The organism is Streptomyces sp. NPDC048643 (genome assembly GCF_040650615.1).
In the GTDB taxonomy this organism is placed as follows: domain Bacteria; phylum Actinomycetota; class Actinomycetes; order Streptomycetales; family Streptomycetaceae; genus Streptomyces.
The window spans coordinates 66,711-82,887 of sequence record NZ_JBEZHO010000007.1 but is presented as its reverse complement, the minus strand read 5'-3'; the positions used below and the strand labels follow the sequence as shown (position 1 = coordinate 82,887).

At 70.0% G+C, this 16,177-nt stretch carries 17 protein-coding genes and 2 pseudogenes; 5 read left to right on the top strand and 14 right to left on the bottom strand.

Annotated elements, in window-relative coordinates:
- Positions 1-118: 118 nt before the first annotated feature.
- Complete coding sequence (locus AB0C62_RS09545; protein WP_362971245.1) at positions 119-388, top strand: GlsB/YeaQ/YmgE family stress response membrane protein; 270 nt, start codon at positions 119-121, stop codon at positions 386-388.
- An 83-nt stretch (positions 389-471) separates the two neighbouring features.
- Here the strand turns inward: AB0C62_RS09545 and AB0C62_RS09540 are convergent, their stop codons facing one another.
- The gene (locus AB0C62_RS09540) at positions 472-1,341 is read right to left on the bottom strand and encodes an AraC family transcriptional regulator (RefSeq protein WP_362971243.1); all 870 of its coding nucleotides are present in this window, start codon (positions 1,339-1,341) and stop codon (positions 472-474) included.
- Positions 1,342-1,550: 209 nt separating this feature from the next.
- On the opposite strand from AB0C62_RS09540, the gene AB0C62_RS09535 reads away from it, so the two are divergent.
- On the top strand, positions 1,551-2,117 hold the full coding sequence (locus AB0C62_RS09535; protein ID WP_362971241.1) for a hypothetical protein: 567 nt from the start codon (positions 1,551-1,553) through the stop codon (positions 2,115-2,117).
- An 88-nt stretch (positions 2,118-2,205) separates the two neighbouring features.
- Here AB0C62_RS09535 and AB0C62_RS09530 read toward each other — a convergent pair whose 3' ends face one another.
- From AB0C62_RS09530 to AB0C62_RS09500, 7 genes and pseudogenes are all read right to left on the bottom strand, one after another.
- Positions 2,206-2,367 (bottom strand): hypothetical protein, encoded by a 162-nt coding sequence (locus AB0C62_RS09530; RefSeq protein ID WP_362971239.1) that lies wholly within the window; start codon positions 2,365-2,367, stop codon positions 2,206-2,208.
- A gap of 546 nt (positions 2,368-2,913) precedes the next feature.
- The gene (locus tag AB0C62_RS09525; protein WP_362971237.1) at positions 2,914-3,345 is read right to left on the bottom strand and encodes a hypothetical protein; all 432 of its coding nucleotides are present in this window, start codon (positions 3,343-3,345) and stop codon (positions 2,914-2,916) included.
- A 182-nt stretch (positions 3,346-3,527) separates the two neighbouring features.
- A complete protein-coding gene (locus AB0C62_RS09520; RefSeq protein WP_362971235.1) occupies positions 3,528-4,244 on the bottom strand; it encodes a hypothetical protein in 717 nt (238 codons plus the stop codon).
- 309 nt (positions 4,245-4,553) lie between these two features.
- Positions 4,554-4,901, bottom strand: a pseudogene (locus AB0C62_RS09515) (TetR/AcrR family transcriptional regulator); the annotation flags it as partial.
- A gap of 107 nt (positions 4,902-5,008) precedes the next feature.
- Positions 5,009-5,272: pseudogene (locus tag AB0C62_RS09510) on the bottom strand (DUF6300 family protein); the annotation flags it as partial.
- A gap of 145 nt (positions 5,273-5,417) precedes the next feature.
- A complete protein-coding gene (locus AB0C62_RS09505; protein ID WP_362971233.1) occupies positions 5,418-5,621 on the bottom strand; it encodes a cold-shock protein in 204 nt (67 codons plus the stop codon).
- Between the two features lie 174 nt (positions 5,622-5,795).
- Positions 5,796-6,185, bottom strand: a complete 390-nt coding sequence (locus tag AB0C62_RS09500) for a DUF805 domain-containing protein (RefSeq protein ID WP_362971231.1) — start codon at positions 6,183-6,185, stop codon at positions 5,796-5,798.
- A gap of 359 nt (positions 6,186-6,544) precedes the next feature.
- Between AB0C62_RS09500 and AB0C62_RS09495 the strand changes: the two genes are divergently transcribed.
- Positions 6,545-7,432, top strand: coding sequence for a hypothetical protein (locus AB0C62_RS09495; protein ID WP_362971229.1), 888 nt, complete (start codon positions 6,545-6,547; stop codon positions 7,430-7,432).
- Positions 7,433-7,541: 109 nt separating this feature from the next.
- Here the strand turns inward: AB0C62_RS09495 and AB0C62_RS09490 are convergent, their stop codons facing one another.
- Positions 7,542-8,159, bottom strand: a complete 618-nt coding sequence (locus tag AB0C62_RS09490; protein WP_362971227.1) for a helix-turn-helix domain-containing protein — start codon at positions 8,157-8,159, stop codon at positions 7,542-7,544.
- A 183-nt stretch (positions 8,160-8,342) separates the two neighbouring features.
- Here AB0C62_RS09490 and AB0C62_RS09485 point away from each other — a divergent pair, with 183 nt between their 5' ends.
- A complete protein-coding gene (locus tag AB0C62_RS09485; RefSeq protein ID WP_362971225.1) occupies positions 8,343-9,305 on the top strand; it encodes a zinc-binding dehydrogenase in 963 nt (320 codons plus the stop codon).
- 153 nt (positions 9,306-9,458) lie between these two features.
- Here the strand turns inward: AB0C62_RS09485 and AB0C62_RS09480 are convergent, their stop codons facing one another.
- Positions 9,459-10,397 (bottom strand): chlorophyllase, encoded by a 939-nt coding sequence (locus AB0C62_RS09480; RefSeq protein ID WP_362971223.1) that lies wholly within the window; start codon positions 10,395-10,397, stop codon positions 9,459-9,461.
- Positions 10,398-10,566: 169 nt separating this feature from the next.
- Here AB0C62_RS09480 and AB0C62_RS09475 point away from each other — a divergent pair, with 169 nt between their 5' ends.
- On the top strand, positions 10,567-10,965 hold the full coding sequence (locus tag AB0C62_RS09475; RefSeq protein ID WP_362971222.1) for a MerR family transcriptional regulator: 399 nt from the start codon (positions 10,567-10,569) through the stop codon (positions 10,963-10,965).
- Positions 10,966-11,104: 139 nt separating this feature from the next.
- On the opposite strand, the gene AB0C62_RS09470 is transcribed toward AB0C62_RS09475, so the two are convergent.
- From AB0C62_RS09470 to AB0C62_RS09455, 4 genes are all read right to left on the bottom strand, one after another.
- On the bottom strand, positions 11,105-12,352 hold the full coding sequence (locus tag AB0C62_RS09470) for an LLM class flavin-dependent oxidoreductase (RefSeq protein WP_362971220.1): 1,248 nt from the start codon (positions 12,350-12,352) through the stop codon (positions 11,105-11,107).
- The gene (locus tag AB0C62_RS09465) at positions 12,349-13,740 is read right to left on the bottom strand and encodes an NtaA/DmoA family FMN-dependent monooxygenase (RefSeq protein ID WP_362971218.1); all 1,392 of its coding nucleotides are present in this window, start codon (positions 13,738-13,740) and stop codon (positions 12,349-12,351) included. Before AB0C62_RS09465 ends, AB0C62_RS09470 begins: the two co-directional genes overlap by 4 nt.
- 111 nt (positions 13,741-13,851) lie before the next feature.
- Positions 13,852-14,826 carry a fumarylacetoacetate (FAA) hydrolase gene (locus AB0C62_RS09460; RefSeq protein ID WP_362971216.1) on the bottom strand — a complete coding sequence of 325 codons (975 nt, stop codon included), beginning with the start codon at positions 14,824-14,826 and terminating at the stop codon, positions 13,852-13,854.
- Between the two features lie 37 nt (positions 14,827-14,863).
- Positions 14,864-16,162: a pyridoxal phosphate-dependent aminotransferase gene (locus AB0C62_RS09455; protein ID WP_362971214.1), complete on the bottom strand. Its 1,299-nt coding sequence runs from the start codon at positions 16,160-16,162 to the stop codon at positions 14,864-14,866.
- Positions 16,163-16,177: the final 15 nt, after the last annotated feature.

Genomic DNA, 16,177 nt, shown 5'->3' with positions numbered 1-16,177 from the left:
GACGCACACCATCGACTCACAGAATCTGCGAACCCGCTCACGGGGTTTGAAGTCGCTGACACGGAACACACGGAGTCTCTGACACGGCCTTTATACAACCAGGTAGGAGACACACATCATGGGCATCATCGCCTGGATACTCATCGGTCTGCTCGCGGGCATCATCGCCAAGGCGCTCATGCCCGGAAAGGACCCGGGCGGCATCATCATCACGATGCTCATCGGTATCGCGGGAGGTCTCCTCGGCGGCTGGCTCGGCAAGGTCATCTTCGGCGTCGACTCCATCGACGGCTTCTTCGACCTCTCCACCTGGATCGCCGCCATCATCGGCTCGCTGATCCTCCTGGTCCTGTACCGGGTCATCACCGGCAACCGCCGCCACGCCTGACCCCACCCCCGCGCCTTCGGCACATCGGCTCCGCCCTCCCGTCACGGGAGGACGGAGCCGCCGCTGTTTGGGCCCAGGGCCCATCACGCCGGTTCGACAGGCAGCCACAGCTCGCAGGTCGCGGTACTGAAGTCGTCCGCGCGCTCGAGGAACGCGACCATCGAGGGACCTGGCCTCAGACGCCACGGGTTGGAGGGGAACCACTCGGTCGCGGTCGCGGCCCAGGTCGTCTGCAGGGACTGGGGAAACGGCCCAGCGGTGCTGAACACTGCCCACTTGCCGGCCGGCAGCTCGATGGCGTCGAGGTCGTCAGGGGCCGGCGTACTTCCGGAAACGGCGACGCCGTGGAGGTAGGTCAGTTCGCTCCCCTCCGTGGCGTCGGGGTCGAGGTCGTCACTGACTTGCAGCAGGCCCTCCGGTTCGGCGTTGCTGAGTGCCTTCAGCCGGACATGTGCTTCTTGTGGCAGTGCGGCGATGTGCCGCTGGATGTGCGGGTTGATGCCCTGATGGATGAGCGGTACCCGGGCGGCGTGTCCGACCAGCCGGAACGCGGGGCGGTCGACGAGGCGGGTGTCCATGGGGATGCTCCCTTCGACGGTCAGGTGGAACCTGAGCTTCGGTTGTGTCCGCAAGGGGCCTCCGTCGCGGCGCACGGCACTGAGCCCGGCGCCGTGCACCGCACGGAACGCCCGTCCGAATGCCTCGGTCGAGCTGTATCCGTGCCGGACGGCGATGCTCAGCAGGTCGTCCTCACCTCGGACCACGTCGCCGGCGGCGACGGTCATACGGCGTCGACGCACGTACTCCGACAGCGGCAAGCCGGCCAACGACGAGAACATACGGCGCAGGTGGTACTCGGTCGTGCCGAGCCCCCCGGCCAGTCCGCGCACGTCGAGCTCCTCAGCGAGGTGCTCCTCCACGAGATCGACGAGCCGATTGAGTGCCGAGATCATGAGGCCTCCTTTCGACTCCAACCCTGCCTGGCAGAACCCCGGCGGGACCCGACCGCTGCGGTCCGATCCGATCATGCGCCGGGTCGGTCACCCGAGCCGACGACGCTCATAACCTCGGGCAAGCAGCGGCTCGAGGTCAGGGCCCAAGCTCCCCTGCCCCAGTGCCATATGATCCCTCGAATCAGAACTAGGTCGGAGGATCACGTCCTATGAGTACCAGACCCGACCTGGTCGGAGTCGTCGCGACGGCTCGGGCACTGGGAACGCTCGCGTTGTTCGCCGGGGCGACCGGAGCACTGCCCATACTGCTCGGCCGCACACAGGGGTTGAGCGGCGCAGCCGTCACCGTTTCGGCAGTGCTGATCTTCGGCGTCCCCTTCGCCTGGTTCGCCGGCCCTCGCCGCGCCTGGTACCGGGAGCGACTCGATGCTGCCACCCCGATACCCCTGGGATCTGTGGTGGTCTCAAGAAGCGATGAATTCCGGCGCGTCACGCAGCCGGTGTCGACGGGGCTGGTCGCGGTTCTCGTGGTTGAACTGCTCGTCGCCTTCAAAACGGGTGTCCCCATAGGACTGGCGCTGAGCGGCGTCGGCGCCGGCCTGCTGAGTCAGGCACATTGGCTTGCGCGGCAGGAACGTAAGCGCGACGTTCGGATCGTCTGCCCGGTTGCCCCCGGCCGAGTTGCCGCGGACGACCCTCACCTCTCCGTGTACAAGACGGTGCCGTTCTTCACCGATGCGGGCACGCACCCGCCGACCAGCCTGAATCAAAGCTGAGTTGACCCCTCTGTCGAAGGCATGCCCGCCCACCGGATTCGATGGCGAAGTGCCACGTGTCCATTGAGACCGAGGAACAGCAGGGTCTTCAGGAGCAGTTCTTCCAAATGCCGGCCAGGCTGTCGGGAATCGCCGGGATGTCTCCGCAGCCGTGCGGTCCGGCGGGGAAGCCGTCACTCCCGACATAGGCCCAGCCGCCGCCGGAGTTGCGGAAGTACTTGGTCGCGCTGCCCTCGTCCTGCATGCCCACGAGTTCCCCTTACGTCGCACCGTCGACGGGCTGGAAGCGGGTGGCCGCGTAGCGGACGGCACCGCACTGGGGCCGTGCCGTCCGCCCGCCCGGATGCGGATGTGGATGTGGATGTGGATGCGTTCAGGGAGGAGTGCCTGGGGCCTGCGGAAGCGCGACCTACCGAGTCCTGACATCCCGTCAGCATCATGATCCCGCCGACCAGCGCCATCACCGACGTACGTCTGAGATCGGGCCTGACCCATCCTTGTCTCCACCGGGGAAGTCACGGGCCCGCCCCACGTGACCATGGCTCACGCCACCGTGCACGTGGACGCGAACCCCGCCCCATAGAACAGCACGAGCCAGCCTGGAAATCGCGGCGAGCGGGATCTCGATTCCGTAGGGATGCCCTGGTCGCGGGTCCGCCGGGAGCCGGCCTTGACCGCCGCGCAATGCGAGGACGTCTCCGGGCGCCACGTGGCACGCACGCCAACGCCATGGCCGGTCACCTCGTTTCCGACGAGGACGTCGCCCGTCGGCGAGCAGCTGCGGTCAACCGACTCGCTAGAGCTCGTAGTCCTGTGCCAGCTCCTCCCAGCTGATGCCGCGCAGCGCGGGATCAGCCTCCTCGCCTGACGGGACGTCCGGGACAGGCTGGAACCAGATCACGATGAGGGCGGACCGGTGCAGCACGGGATCGAGCTCGGGAGCGACCGCCGCCGAGCGGAAGACGCCGGTGCACACAACGGAAGGGAGCACCTCGACCGGGCCGAAGGCACCGGCGGTCTGCTCCGGGTACGCGCGCGAGGGCGTGACGAGATGCACCGGTGCAAAGGAGAACGTCTGCTCGGCCTGCCGTTGGACGCCCCTCACCTTCATGTCGTTGATGAGCTTGCACGGGTAGCCCTCCAGCATCCCGCCATAGGTCGAAGACATCCGCAGCTCGGCAAGCTCCACCGTACGACCGGACGAAAGGACTATGCGGCTCAGAGACATGCCAACACCCTAGGCACGAGATCCACTTTCGGTCTTTCGATATACGGCATAGCTGTTCACCCCGGCCTCCCACTTGCGCCGGCGCAGCACGGGAGGGAGCTGAAGAGGTGTCGGCTCGGTCGAGCGGTTCTGCATCGCCGCGTCGCATGGTGCTGTCCCAACGCGAGCGCATGCCTCCCTGACTACCCGGCCGTCTCGGGCGACGCGGAAGGAGACCGCGGTGGGTAGGTCGGGTGCAGCGAGGAGGGCAGTGGCGCGAGCGATGCGCACAGGGGAGTCGGGAAGGCGGGCTCTTTGCGCTGCACGTCCCCGCAGCCTCCGGCCGAGGTACGGATGATCGGCTCCCAGCCGGACTTCCTCGCGCGGAAGAACCAGCGGTCGCCCAGCCGTGATGAGCACGCCGGGTCCGTCGAGTCTCCGCACGCCGGTCCCGTGCGCCAGGAGAAGTCGAGCACGAGCCACTTCCCGTCGCACTTCTCCGAGTTCCGGTAGGTGTGCTCGGGTGCGCCGACCGCCATCAACGCCTGGTCGTACGAGGCGGCTGTGCAGCCGGTGGGCGCCGGTGTGCAGCCCAACTCCCCGCACAACCGCAGCGCGGGCGGTTTGGCTCCATCGGCGGTGAAGTGCGTGTAGTTGTCGACGATCACGTCCCGGTCGCCCAGCGGTTCGGGCAGCCTGACCTGTGCCGTGGCCGTGCTCTCCCTGGTGCATCCGGAAGCCCGGTCCCCCGAGGGCGAGGTGAAGGTGACCTGAACCCGCACGAGGTCGGTTGCGGGGTCCGTGAGCACCGCCTTGAGCTTGCGAACGCAGGCACGGGCGCCGCTGGGCACCTGGGTCTTGAGGAACAGCGTCCGGCGGTCCGTGCCGAGGCGGACGCCGGTGACCGCGGAGGGTTGCATCGTGGTCCAGGGGATCGGCTCTGCCGTTGACCGCGAAGGCGGCCTCTCGCCCTCTTGTCCGTACACCTGGTTTCCGCACGCGGTGAGAGCCAGCAATGTCCCGGCACAGAGTGACGCGGCCACAGCCGCTCGGCGCCTTCTGCGTGATCGCCGCACGAGTCCCCCCAACACACCGACATCTTCGCGGCCAACATAGACCGATCCTCGAACGGCCCGGAGTCCATTGCCAGTTCGCAAGCTGACGTTGCCACTGCGGTGGCGGCTTGAAAGCAACCGGGCCTGGCCACCGAGCTCGGGTGGAGACGACGCCTACGCCGGAGCGACCGTGCGGCGAACACAGTCGCGCAACAGGGTGCGCCTCTGGTCGTGGACTTCCGAGGATTCCGTCGCGGTCGCCGCGTAGACGTTGCTCACCGGCGACCAGGCCATGGACATGGCGATGACCATGGCCATCACGTCGAAGGGGTCCCCCTGCCGGATGCGTCCGGCGGCCTGCGCTTCGGCGATGGCGTCGAGCTTGCGATCGTCGTACTGCTCGTGCTCCGCCACGAGGTGCCCGGTGGGCCGGCGCTCCAGACGGGCCCAGGTGGCGAGGCGGATGAGGTCGGGGCGGGCGAGATACTCGTCGTAGAGGCGCACGGCCCAGTCGGCCAGGTCCTCGACGCGGCCGTACCTGGATTCTTGAGGTCGCGGGCGGCCGCTTCGTCATGCTCCAGGTCGGGGGCGAGCGTGGCCGTGTCGAGATCGTTTCCCTGCCAGTGCCAACCGTGCTCGGCCATCGCCTCTTTCGTCCACTCCAGCAGACACTGTGCGCCTTCCTCGCCACGCCGCAGGTCATGCCCGCCGCCCGAGGCGAACCAGAACAGCAGGGCACCTGCGGCCGGCTTCTCACCGTCGCACGGGCCGCACAACTGAAGGTGGATCGGCCGGCCGACGGCGTCGTTCTTCGGCGCGACGCAGCTCACGAGAAGTTCCCCGCCACACCGGGAGCAGGACGGGAGGCGGTCAGATGTTGCGAGGCTGTGCACTTCGCTCCGTATCGGAAGAAGCAAGGGCGATCGGCGGACGGACGCAGGGGCCCGGCGCTCCGCCGGACCCCTGCTCACACGACGCGACAGGGAGCGCCACCTGGGCTCGTGGAACCCTGGGCCGTCCCGTGAGTTGTCGTGGTCGTCAGGCGCGGACGATGTTCTCCGCCTGGGGGCCCTTCTGGCCCTGGGTGACGTCGAAGGTGACGTGCTCGCCCTCGTTCAACTCCCGGTAGCCGTTGCCCGAGATGTTGGAGTAGTGGGCGAAGACGTCCGGTCCGCCGCCGTCCTGCTCGATGAAGCCGAAGCCCTTTTCGGAGTTGAACCACTTCACGATGCCGCTGGCCATACTGCTGTCCTTCGCATAGCGCCGGGAACCCCCGGCTGATCTCTGAGAGGTGCCCGTCCGTGACCGGAGGACACCCGGCAATTGTTCTACCCCACCCGTCGCCCGGATCACACACGCACCTACCTGCGCGCGACCGAGTTGTACCACCGAGTCACTCGCCGTGGCCTCGGGACGTCAGCCCGCGTACGACCCCGCAGCGCCGGGGTACGCGTCGACACCCTTCGGGTTGGGGCCGTACTCGTTCGGCCCCGGGTTGCCCTCCAGGAGGGTGAAGACGAAGAGCACGAGCCCGCCGACGAACGGCACGAAGCTGATGAAGAACCAGGCGCCCGAGCGACCCGTGTCGTGAAGCCGGCGGACGAGGACGCCCAGCGACGGCAGGATCACCGCGAGGATGTACGCGACGTAGAGGACGTAGAAGACCGTCGACTTCGTGGCCGCCGCGAGGCCGATCAGAACCAAGGCGATGACGACGTTGAAGAGAGCGAACATCCAGTACTCGCTCCGTCTGGCCCGGCCCTGGAACGACGCGTACTTCTTGAGGACGTCTGTGTAGTAGTGCATGGATCCCCCCTGCTGGATGGCCTACCCACCCCAATGGCATGGTCATGTTCGTATGACCAGGGCGCGAACGTAGACGGAGCGGGCTCCTCTGGTCAAGACCATTCCGGCGCCCCGAGCCCGGCGCACCTTGACACTGTCGCCGACTCGAGCCGACCATCCTCGAGTCGCGCACCGGCCTTCCTTCGGACGGGAGGTCGGCACCGTACCGGCCCACACGATCCCGATGCCGTCAACGGCCTCGGGTCACCGCGTACGACCGCCTGGGCAACGGCGAGAGGACGGGAACCACCATGGCCGACGCTCGGCCCACCACAGCCGTGAACTCCCTTGCCCGGTCGGCTGTTGAGGGGGACACCGGAATGCGCCCCAGGGAGCTTCTCGTCGGACAGCGCACCCGCGTATGGATCGCCTCCGCCGAGTCCACCGTCCCCGAACTGGTCCATGAGACCTCGGATCTGCTCCTCGAGGCTCCCAACTGGTCCGCTGACGGCGCCCATCTGCTCCTCAACGGGGACGGCAGGCTGTGGCGGCTGGACCTGGCGCAGAAATCCGCCGGACTCGTGGAGATCCCCCTTCACGGAGTCCCGCCGATCAACAACGACCACGTACTGGCTCCCGACGGCAGGCACGTGTTCCTGTCGGGCATGGACGGCCACCTCTACCGCGCCCCGTCGGCCGGCGGCACCGGAACCCGTCTCACCGGCGACGACGGACTGCTGCACTTCCTGCACGGAGTGAGCCCGGACGGCAAGACTCTGGCCTACGTGGCCATCCCGCGCGACACGGCGGGTGCCCGGGGGCAACTCGCGCTCATGCCCGCACAGGGCGGCCCGAGCCGACTCGTGGACACGGGCGCCGGTCATGTCGACGGTCCCGAGTACTCCCCCGACGGTGCATGGATCCACCTCAACACCGAGGCGTTCGCATCGGTCCTCGGGCATGCGCAGCTCGCCCGCCTTCCCGCAGCGGGCGGACCGCTGGAGCGTGTGGTCGCGTCCGACACCGTGGACTGGTTCCCGCACCTCTCCCCCGACGGCCGCTTCGCCACGTACGTGGCCTTCCCGTCCGGCACGCTCGGCCACCCTGAGAACGTCGACGTCGACGTGCACCTCGTCGCGACCGAGGCGTGGGAGAAGCCTCTTCGCACCTTCCGGGTCTTCGGGGGCCAGGGCACGCTCAACGTCAACAGCTGGGCACCCGACAGTCGGCGATTCGCCTTCGTCTCCTATCCGATGACGGGCCACTGAGCGACGCTCAGCAGCGCGGACACGTGAAGGACGGCCTGCTCCTTTGTCGGCAGGTCATCCATGAGGTGCGCGGGGTCGGCGGATCAGGACCTCTGGACGCGCCCCCGCACTACAGGTGTGGTGCCGGCGGCAGCGGCGTCCGGGCTCCCCTGTCCGGTGTCGCGCTGAACGCCTCGATCACATAGGCGGCGAACCGTCGGGAGGCCGCGTGCCGGGCGGTGCGCGGCGCGTCTTGAAGGCCTCGGTGAGCCATGAGCATGAGGACCAGGTCGTCGACGACGAAGCCGGGGCGGAGCCGGCCGGTCTTCTGGGCCCGGCGGGACAGTTCGGCAACAGCGTGCAGGGTCTGCTCACGGTCCCCGGCGAAGTCCATGGCTTCGGGGAAGGTCGTCATGAAGGCGTCGGCGAATCCCCGGCTGTGTGCGTGGAGTTCGCAGATCCGCTCGATGAGGGTCCGGAATCCGCGCCACGCGTCCGGGTCCGCCAGGGCGTCGCGGACGGCGGCATGACAGGCTCCCCGCTGCTCGGCGAAGGCGGCGACGATCAGCGCCTGTTTGGTCGGGAAGTGCCGGTACAGCGTGGCGGGGCCGACGTCCGCCTGCCGGGCGACCTCGCGCAGCGGCGTACCCAGGCCCTCCTCGCCGAAGACCGCTCGGGCGGCCTCCAGAATGCGGGCCCGGTTGTCGCGGGCGTCGGAGCGCGTGGCGTGAGGCAAACGGTCGGTCATGGTCTCTCACTTTAGCCAAACGGACGGGGGCGTCCGTTACGGTCCGAGAGCGGGTGGGCCCCTGCATGAGCACCGTGCTGGTGGTGCCTCGGGATACGGGGGCCGGGCTCGCCCCGTGGTCGTGGTCGTGGTCGTGGTCGTGGACGACTACGACCGGACGGTTCACCGACTTGAGGAGCAGAGATGAAAGCCGTCGTGATCAGGAGGTTCGGAGACCCTGAGGGCCTGGAGGTCGTCGATCTGCCTGTGCCTGTTCCCGCGCCGGGGCAGGTACAGATCACCACGGAGGCCGTCGGAGTGGGTGGCGTGGACGCCGTGATCCGCCGAGGCACCCTCGCCGCGTACGGCTTCCAGGAAGGCCATCTCCTCGGCAGCGAGGTGGCCGGACGCGTCACCGCGGTGGGAGAAGGGGTGGACGCCTCCTGGACGGGGCGGCGGGTGTGGGCGTTCACCGGGCTGTCGGGAGGGTACGCCGAGCAGGCCGTCGCCTCCGTGGAGGACGTCCTCCCGCTGCCGAACGGCCTGTCCGGCGCGGACGCGGTGACCCTCGGTGGCTCGGGCGTGGTCTCCCACTTCGCCCTGGACCGCGCTCGATTCGCGCCCGGCGAGGCGGTACTCGTGCGTGGCGCGGCGGGCAGCATCGGGATCACGGCGGTCCAGCTTGCCGCCAAGGGTGGCGCGGGTGCCGTGGCGGTCACCACGTCGTCGACGGAACGGGGCTCCCGACTGCGGGCCCTGGGCGCGACCCATGTCCTCGACCGCTCCGGCGAGGGCGGCCGGGACGCCCCGTCGGGATTCGACGTGGTGATCGACGTCGTGGGCGGTGCCCAACTCCCCCACTTCGTCGACAGGTTGCATTCCAACGGTCGGTACGTCGCTGTCGGCGTCGTCGGCGGGCAGCCGCCTGCGGACTTCGGCATGCGCTTGATGGACGCCTTCCGCAGGTCGCTGTCGTTCGCCACCTTCAGCTCCGACACGGTGCCCGGTCCCGAACGCCAGGCCGTGCGATCGTCCCAGTTCGCCGCTGCCGCGGGCGGCCTCCTGCGCACGGTCGTGCACGATGTCCTGCCGCTGGACCAGGCGGCGCGGGCCCACCGCGCAATGGACGCGGGCACGGTGTTCGGCAGGGTTGTGCTGACGCCCTGACTTGGGCAGGACCGCAGCTGCGGCAGAGGGACGACGACGCGGGGTCCGTAAGGGACAGCGGCTCAACGACGTTGCCTGCGCCGTCCGGGACCCGGGCGGGACGCGAGCGACGCGCCCTCTGGTGACACCGCGGGCGGCGGTCGGGCGGGCGGGTCACGGCGATGTGAGACGGCCCAGGCGATGCGCCGCGACCTCGGTGAGAGCCGCTTGGGTCTTCGCCCAGCCGGTGCTGTCGATGCCGGTGACGTGGCGCAGGTAGGCAAGGGTGACCTGCTGCACGAGGGCGACACGTTCCGGGTTCTCGTCGGTGGTCTCGGCAACCTCGTATCCGGAGATGCCGCCGAGGAAGTGCTGACCGCCGTGGACGGTGAGCAGGCTCTTGTGGGTACTGCCGCTGAGGAGGTACGGGTCGACGGTCCAAGCCGGTCCCCGAGTGGACAGACCCACTTCGTCCTCGTCCCCGGCGACGACAAGATGGGGCACGGTGATGTGGGAGAAGTCCTGGTCCCTCAGCCAGGGCAGGTTCTCATGGGCGAACGGAGTCAGTTCGTCGCCGCCCTTGCCGGCCGTGGCCAGTTGGATACTTGCCGTGACCCGCCCGTCGGACAGGTCCTCGGCGGTGCCGGTCCTGGGGTCCGTCACGCGCAGTCCCACGAGAATGCCCGCGGTCTGCCCGCCGAAGGAATGGCCGGCCGCGACGATGCGACCGCGGTCCGTGCGCCCGGCCAGTCCGGGAACGGCAGCTTCCAGCGTGTCGAGTTCGTCGAGGATGCGCTTCATGTCCTGGACGCGGTGGCGCCACACGTCGGGCTTGCGCGGGTCGTCGATGGGGACGGCCGGCCGCTTGGAGTCCAGATGGGTCGGCTGGACCACCACGAACCCGCGCGCGGACCAGTAGTCGACCAGGGGCGCGTAGCCGTCCAGGTTCGAGCCGAAGCCGTGCGCGAACACGACGATCGGCAGCCGCTCGCCGACGACCGGTGCGGAGACGCGCACGTGCAGGTCACTACCGCGTTGGGGTGCGGGCAGCACGATCGGCTTGACCGAGACGGTACGTGAGGGGGCGGTGACGGGAAGGTCGGTTGCGGTCATCGGCGATCGGCTTCTTTCGTGGTGCGTGGCGCATGTGACGCGAGGGGACGCGGCATGCGCGGCGTCATCGGGTCGGAGTTCCGCTCCGAGGCCCTGCACGCATTACGCTAAAACCTGACACCGACGTCAGAGGCAAGTGTTGTGATCAAGGTCGCGTGAGGAGTGCAGCGTGCGGATCGGTGAACTCGCGACGCGAACGCAGGTCAGCGTTCGGGCGCTGCGGTACTACGAGGAGCAGTCCCTGCTCGCCGCCGAACGCAGCCCCAGCGGACAGCGCCACTACTCGGCCGATGCGGTGGACCGCGTCCTGCTGATCCAGCAGCTCTACGCCGCCGGCCTTCCCAGCAGAACGATCGCCGACCTCATGCCGTGCGTCATCGACGGCAACGCCACCCCTGAGCTGCTCGGGCGTCTCGCGGCAGAACGCGACCGCCTCGACCGTCAGATCACCGACCTGGCGGCAACACGCGCCCGACTCGACTCGGTCATCACGGGCGCCACCACCAACCTGCACACCGGCGAACCCTGCCCGGCCACCGCTTCATCCGGCACTTCCGCCGCTCGCTAGCGCCGGATCCGCCTGCGGGGTCCGTCGAGCGAGCCTGACAGTGGCCCGGAGTTCAGGGCATGGCAGAAGCCTGATCCCGGAACCGGCGTCGTGCTGTCCTCGTCCCGGGGCCAGGCTCCCTCGGTCACCCCAGCCTTTCTCAACCCGCCGTCGCGTAGCGGCTCGTGGGGCGTGGGAGGTTCAAGTGACCGCGTAGCGTGGTGGATTCGTACTGGGTGCGGAAGACTCCGCGCCTCTGCAGTTCCGGGACCAGGCCGCGGGTGATCGCTGTCAGGTCGTGGGGCAGGGTGGCCGGGCGCAGTCGGAAACCGTCGAGGCCGGCTGAGCGCCAGTCGAGGAGCAGGTCGGCGAGTTCGGCGGGGGTGCCGGTGAAGATCTCGGCGTCGGAGGCGAGTTCGGTGCCGGCCACCTCGTCGAGGCGGGCCTTGCGGCGGGCGGCGGCGCCGGGTTCGTCGTCCAGGAGGACGAGCAGGTCCGCGAAGGTTCGTAGCGGCCGTTCCGTCACGTCTCTGCCCGTGCCGCGCACCGCCTCGTCGACCTGGGCGAGGATCGCCGCGACCCCGGCTCTGTCGTGCGGGGTGACGTGGACGACGTCGGAGCTGAGCGCCGCGAACTCGTACGGGGTGGAGGCGTGCGCGAGGCTCGCGACGAGCGGCTGGCCCTGAGGGGTGCGTGGGGTGATCGAGGGGCCCTTCACGCTGAAGTTCGCGCCCTGGAAGTCGACGTGGTGGACCTTGTCGCGGTCGATGAAACGGCCGGTCGCCGCGTCCCGTATCTCCGCGTCGTCCTCCCAGCTGTCCCAGAGCCGCCGTGCCGCTTCGACCACTTCCGCGGCCTCCGTGAACAGGTCGCGCAGCCGCGCGGCGATCAGCTCCGAATCCGTCACGTCCTCGTCGGTGAGCTGGGGGGTGGTGCGGCGGCCGAAGTGGGCGGCGTCGGCGGCGCGCGACGAGATCTGCGGGCGCCAGCCGGCCCGGCCCTTGGCGGCGTGGTCGAGTGTGGCGATGCCGATGGCCAGGTGGAACGGCTCGGTGTGGGTGACGTTCGTGGTCGGGACGAGGCCGATGTGGGTGGTGAGCGGGGCGAGGTGGGAGGCGAGCAGGACCGCGTCCATGCTGCCCCTGACCTGGTCGGTGCGGTCGTCGGGCCGGTGGAAGGCGGCGGACTGGAGCCCGAGGGCGTCCTCGAAGGTGACGAAGTCGAGCAGGCCGCGCTCGGCCTCCGCGACGAGGTCTGCCCAGTACGCGGCGGTGAGCAGTTCGCCGGGCCGGGCGCCTTCCTCGCGCCAGGCGGCCGGGTGCCAGCCGGCGCCGTCGAGCGCGACGGCCAGATGCAGTGGGGCGCCCGGGGTGCCCGTCGGGTCGGTGGCGGCGGTCGTGCCCGTCATGCGGAGGTCTCCTTGTCGTCGCGCGGGGCCGGTCCGCCCCAGCCGGCCGGGCGGGGTGCGCCGGACAGGCCCAGGTGGTCGCGGAGCGTGCTGCCGGTGTAGTCGTCCCGGTGGACGCCCTTCTCCTGGAGCAGCGGCACCACCCGGTCCACGAAGTCGTCCAGGCCGCCGGGGGTGAGGTGGGGGACGAGGACGAAACCGTCGGCGCCCTCGGTCTGGACGTAGTGGTCGATGGCGTCGGCGACCGTACGCGGGCTGCCGACGAAGGTCTGGCGGCCGCCGACCTCGATGACCAGCTCACGGATCGACAGGTTCCGTTCTTCGGCGAGCTTGCGCCACTGCCGGGCCGTCTCCCCCCTGCCCTTGCGGAACACGGAGTGCCCCTTCAGGAGGTGGGCGTCGTCCTCCGGCTCGATGTCGGGAAGCGGTCCGTCGGGGTCGTACGCGGACAGGTCGCAGCCCCAGACGGCCTCCAGGTGGGCGATCGCGGTCTGCGGGCTCACCAGCTCACGGCTGATCTCCTCGGCGTAGGCGGCGGCCTCCTCGTCGGTGTCGGCGACGACCGCGTTGGCGGTGGGCAGGATCAGCAGATCGTCGGGGCCACGGCCGTACTTGGCGAGGCGGCGCTTCACGTCCCGGTAGAAGTCCCGTGCCGCATCGATCCTGCTGTGTTTGCTGAAGATGACCTCGGCGTCGGACGCGGCGAACTCACGGCCCGCGTCGGACTCCCCGGACTGGATGATCACCGGGTGCCCCTGCGGCCCGGGCGGGGTCGTGAACCGGCCGGATATGTCGAAGTGTTGGCCCCGGTGGTCGAAGCGGCCGGCCCCGGCGGCGGCGAACTCCCCCTTGACCGCGTCGGCCCGCAGGTCGCCCTCGGCCCAGCTGTCCCACAACTGCCGTGCCGTGCCGAGGAATTCGGCGGCCCGGGTGTAGCGGTCGGTCTCCGGGAGGAATCCGCCCCGGCGGAAGTTCTCGCCGGTGAAGGCGTCGTAGCTGGTCACCACGTTCCACGCGGCCCGCCCGCCGCTGAGCCGGTCCAGGGTGGCGAACCTGCGCGCCACCTCGTACGGCTCGTTGAAGGTGGCGTTGACCGTGGCGGCGAGGCCGAGGTGCTTGGTGACGGCGGCCAGGGCGCTGAGCACGGTCAGGTTCTCCGGGCGTCCCGCGATGTCCAGGTCGTAGACGTGTCCTTTGTGCTCGCGGAGCCGCAGGCCTTCGGCCAGGAAGAAGAAGTCGAACTTGCCGCGTTCGACGGTCTGCGCGAGCCGGATGAAGGAGTCGATGGAGATCTGGCTCTCGGAGCGCGGGTCCGACCAGACGGTGACGTTGTGGATGCCGGGCAGCTGGGCTGCGAGGTGCACCTGTTTCCTGCGGGTGGCGGGCACGGCTCGGTCTCCTCCTGCGAGGTCGGACGGCGGGACGGGGTGGTCGCTCTCAGAGCGTGCACGGGCCGGTCGGCGTCTGCACAGCTCGACCGGCCCCGCTTCACGAGGTTTTCATGCCGTGGTGACACGCTCCGGCGCCTCTGCGGCGAGGGGCGCCGGAGCTGCGCCCGGGGTGGTGGACGGGGTCGGGGAGACGTATCGCACCTGGTTCTCGAAGGCCACGCCATGGCTCTTCACGTCGATGGCGATGCGGTCGCCGTCGGCGATGCGGAACCCGTCGTGGAAACTCGCCTCGTCCGCGCCCAGGAGGACGTAGTTGACCAGCCCGGGCCGCCGCACCGCCGGGAACGTGAACAGGTGGTCGGCCATGTCCTGCACCCGGTAGTAGAGGGCGTCGTCGCCGCAGTCGAAGAGGCCCTCCCACGCGGTCGCGCCGTCCCGGACGATGGTGACCCGCCCCGTCACCGTGCGGGGCGGCGGACCGAGGAACAGCCAGGGGGTGAGAGCGGTGTCGCACAGCTTGCAGTACGGGTTGTAGCCGGGGTCCTGCCGGTGCAGGCCGATGTCGCACAGGTCGTTGCCGAAGGTGTAGCCCGCGTAGTGCGGGGTGCCGTCGGCGTCGTTCACGTAGACCAGGGCGACCTCGGGCTCCTCGATGAGGGCGACCGGGTGCGCGGGCACGTTCAGCGTCTCGCCCGGCAGGCGCACCCAGTCGCCGAACCCCTTGAAGAACCACTTGGGCGGGGTGAACTCCCCGCCCTCGGGGGCTGTTTCGCCGCCCCACTTCTTCTTGTGGGTGCCCATGAAGCCGCTCAGCAGGGCGTTGCCCGTGGCCGCCGGCAGCAGCGGTGGCAGCAGTCGTACCTCCGGGTCCCCGGCAGTGACGGTGACGGTCTCCGCGCCCTCGGTGAGGGTGGCCCGCAGGGCTTCCTCCGAACCGTCCGTGGCGATGAACGCGGCGGCCGTATCGCCGTCTCCCACTCGGTACAGGGTCTGCTGGGCGCCGTCCTCGGGGCGACCGAAGCCGACGTGGCGTGCGCCCTTGTACAACGCCTCGAAGAGGACGGGCAGGTGAGGGTGGGACACAGGTGACTCCTCTTGCACGTGGGTGAGTTGAGGTGGATCAGGGGTGAGGGAGCAGGACGGGTGCCTGCGCGCCCGTGAGGTCGGCGAGCACCTCGCCGACCCGGTCGACCGACTCCCGTATCCAGGGCAGGTCGAGTGGTTCCGCGGCGTCCAGAGCGGCCGTGCGCCGCTCGTGGGTGTCGCCGTAGAAGTGGCTTGTCGCCGCCCGGATGCGCAGGGGGCTGCCGGGCTCCCCGAAGGCGCTCGCGGGCAGGACTCCGACCCCGTGGCGCTCCGAGAGGAGGCCGGCCAGCGCGTCCCCGTCGCGCACACCGTGTGCCTCGGCGAGGTGCTCCCGCAGGGGCTCGAAGTCCGGGTACAGGTAGCAGGTCGCCGCGACGGGGGCCAACTCCGCGCCTGCGGCGGTGAAACGGGCGGCGACCGCGCGCACGACCTTCTCGTGCAGCCGTCTGCTCGCCGTGACGCGCTGGACGACCTCGGACGGCTCCCCGAAGGCGTACGCGGCCGCCGTCTGCACCGGCGCGGGCGGGCTCGACCAGATCTGGCTGGCGATCGCGACGAGCCGGGTGTGCAGGGCGCGCCCCGGCCCGCTGTCGGGCAGCCGGGCCACTCCCGTGCGCCACCCGCCGAGCGCCAGGTTCTTGGTCAGGCCGGTGGTGACCACCGTCCGCTCCGGCGCGTACAGAGCCGGGGAGACGGCCGGCGCGGAGGTGGCGTACACCAGATCGCGGTAGATCTCGTCGGAGACGACGAAGAGGTCCAGTTCGCGTGCCGCGTCGGCGAGCCGTCGTACGGTGTCGGCGGAGGCGACCGTGCCGGTCGGGTTGTCCGGCGTGGTCACGACCACGGCCCGCGGGTCCTGACCGGCGGCCCGGGCGTCGGCGACCGCCTCGCGCAGCCTGTCCGGGTCGGGCACCCCGCCCTGCCCCGGCAGGATCGGGACGGGGAGGGGCCGGGATCCGGCCAGCCGAGCCTGCGCCGTGTAGCTGACCCAGCTCGGGACCGGGACGATCACGTCCCCGCCGATGGCGAGGAGCAGCGCGAACAGCAGGGACTTGCTGCCGGGACCCGCGACGACGAGTTCCGGGTCGACGCCCAGGCCGCGCCGCTCCCAGTACCCCGCAACGGCGGTACGCAGGACGGGACTTCCGGCGACGGAGCCGTACGCGTTCTCGGCTGCCGCGGCGGCGAGCCGGTCCCTGAGCGCGGGCAGGACGGGTAGGCCGATCTCCCCGCTGGCCATCGACAGGACCCGCTCCCCGGCCCGGCGGCGTCGGGCCAGGGCCTCGTCGGCGGCGAGGGTCGCCGACATGGGAACCGGTGCGGGGTGGGGCATGACAGCTCCAGCGAT

Excerpts from the sequence above, each read along its gene's own strand:
- AB0C62_RS09540 (WP_362971243.1), bottom strand. The coding sequence starts at position 1,341 with ATGATCTCGGCACTCAATCGGCTCGTCGATCTCGTGGAGGAGCACCTC.
- AB0C62_RS09545 (WP_362971245.1), top strand. The coding sequence starts at position 119 with ATGGGCATCATCGCCTGGATACTCATCGGTCTGCTCGCGGGCATCATC.
- AB0C62_RS09500 (WP_362971231.1), bottom strand. The coding sequence starts at position 6,185 with ATGCACTACTACACAGACGTCCTCAAGAAGTACGCGTCGTTCCAGGGC.
- AB0C62_RS09520 (WP_362971235.1), bottom strand. The coding sequence starts at position 4,244 with ATGCAACCCTCCGCGGTCACCGGCGTCCGCCTCGGCACGGACCGCCGG.
- AB0C62_RS09495 (WP_362971229.1), top strand. The coding sequence starts at position 6,545 with ATGCGCCCCAGGGAGCTTCTCGTCGGACAGCGCACCCGCGTATGGATC.
- AB0C62_RS09470 (WP_362971220.1), bottom strand. The coding sequence starts at position 12,352 with ATGACGGGCACGACCGCCGCCACCGACCCGACGGGCACCCCGGGCGCC.
- AB0C62_RS09505 (WP_362971233.1), bottom strand. The coding sequence starts at position 5,621 with ATGGCCAGCGGCATCGTGAAGTGGTTCAACTCCGAAAAGGGCTTCGGC.
- AB0C62_RS09525 (WP_362971237.1), bottom strand. The coding sequence starts at position 3,345 with ATGTCTCTGAGCCGCATAGTCCTTTCGTCCGGTCGTACGGTGGAGCTT.
- AB0C62_RS09485 (WP_362971225.1), top strand. The coding sequence starts at position 8,343 with ATGAAAGCCGTCGTGATCAGGAGGTTCGGAGACCCTGAGGGCCTGGAG.
- AB0C62_RS09490 (WP_362971227.1), bottom strand. The coding sequence starts at position 8,159 with ATGACCGACCGTTTGCCTCACGCCACGCGCTCCGACGCCCGCGACAAC.
- AB0C62_RS09455 (WP_362971214.1), bottom strand. The coding sequence starts at position 16,162 with ATGCCCCACCCCGCACCGGTTCCCATGTCGGCGACCCTCGCCGCCGAC.
- AB0C62_RS09480 (WP_362971223.1), bottom strand. The coding sequence starts at position 10,397 with ATGACCGCAACCGACCTTCCCGTCACCGCCCCCTCACGTACCGTCTCG.
- AB0C62_RS09535 (WP_362971241.1), top strand. The coding sequence starts at position 1,551 with ATGAGTACCAGACCCGACCTGGTCGGAGTCGTCGCGACGGCTCGGGCA.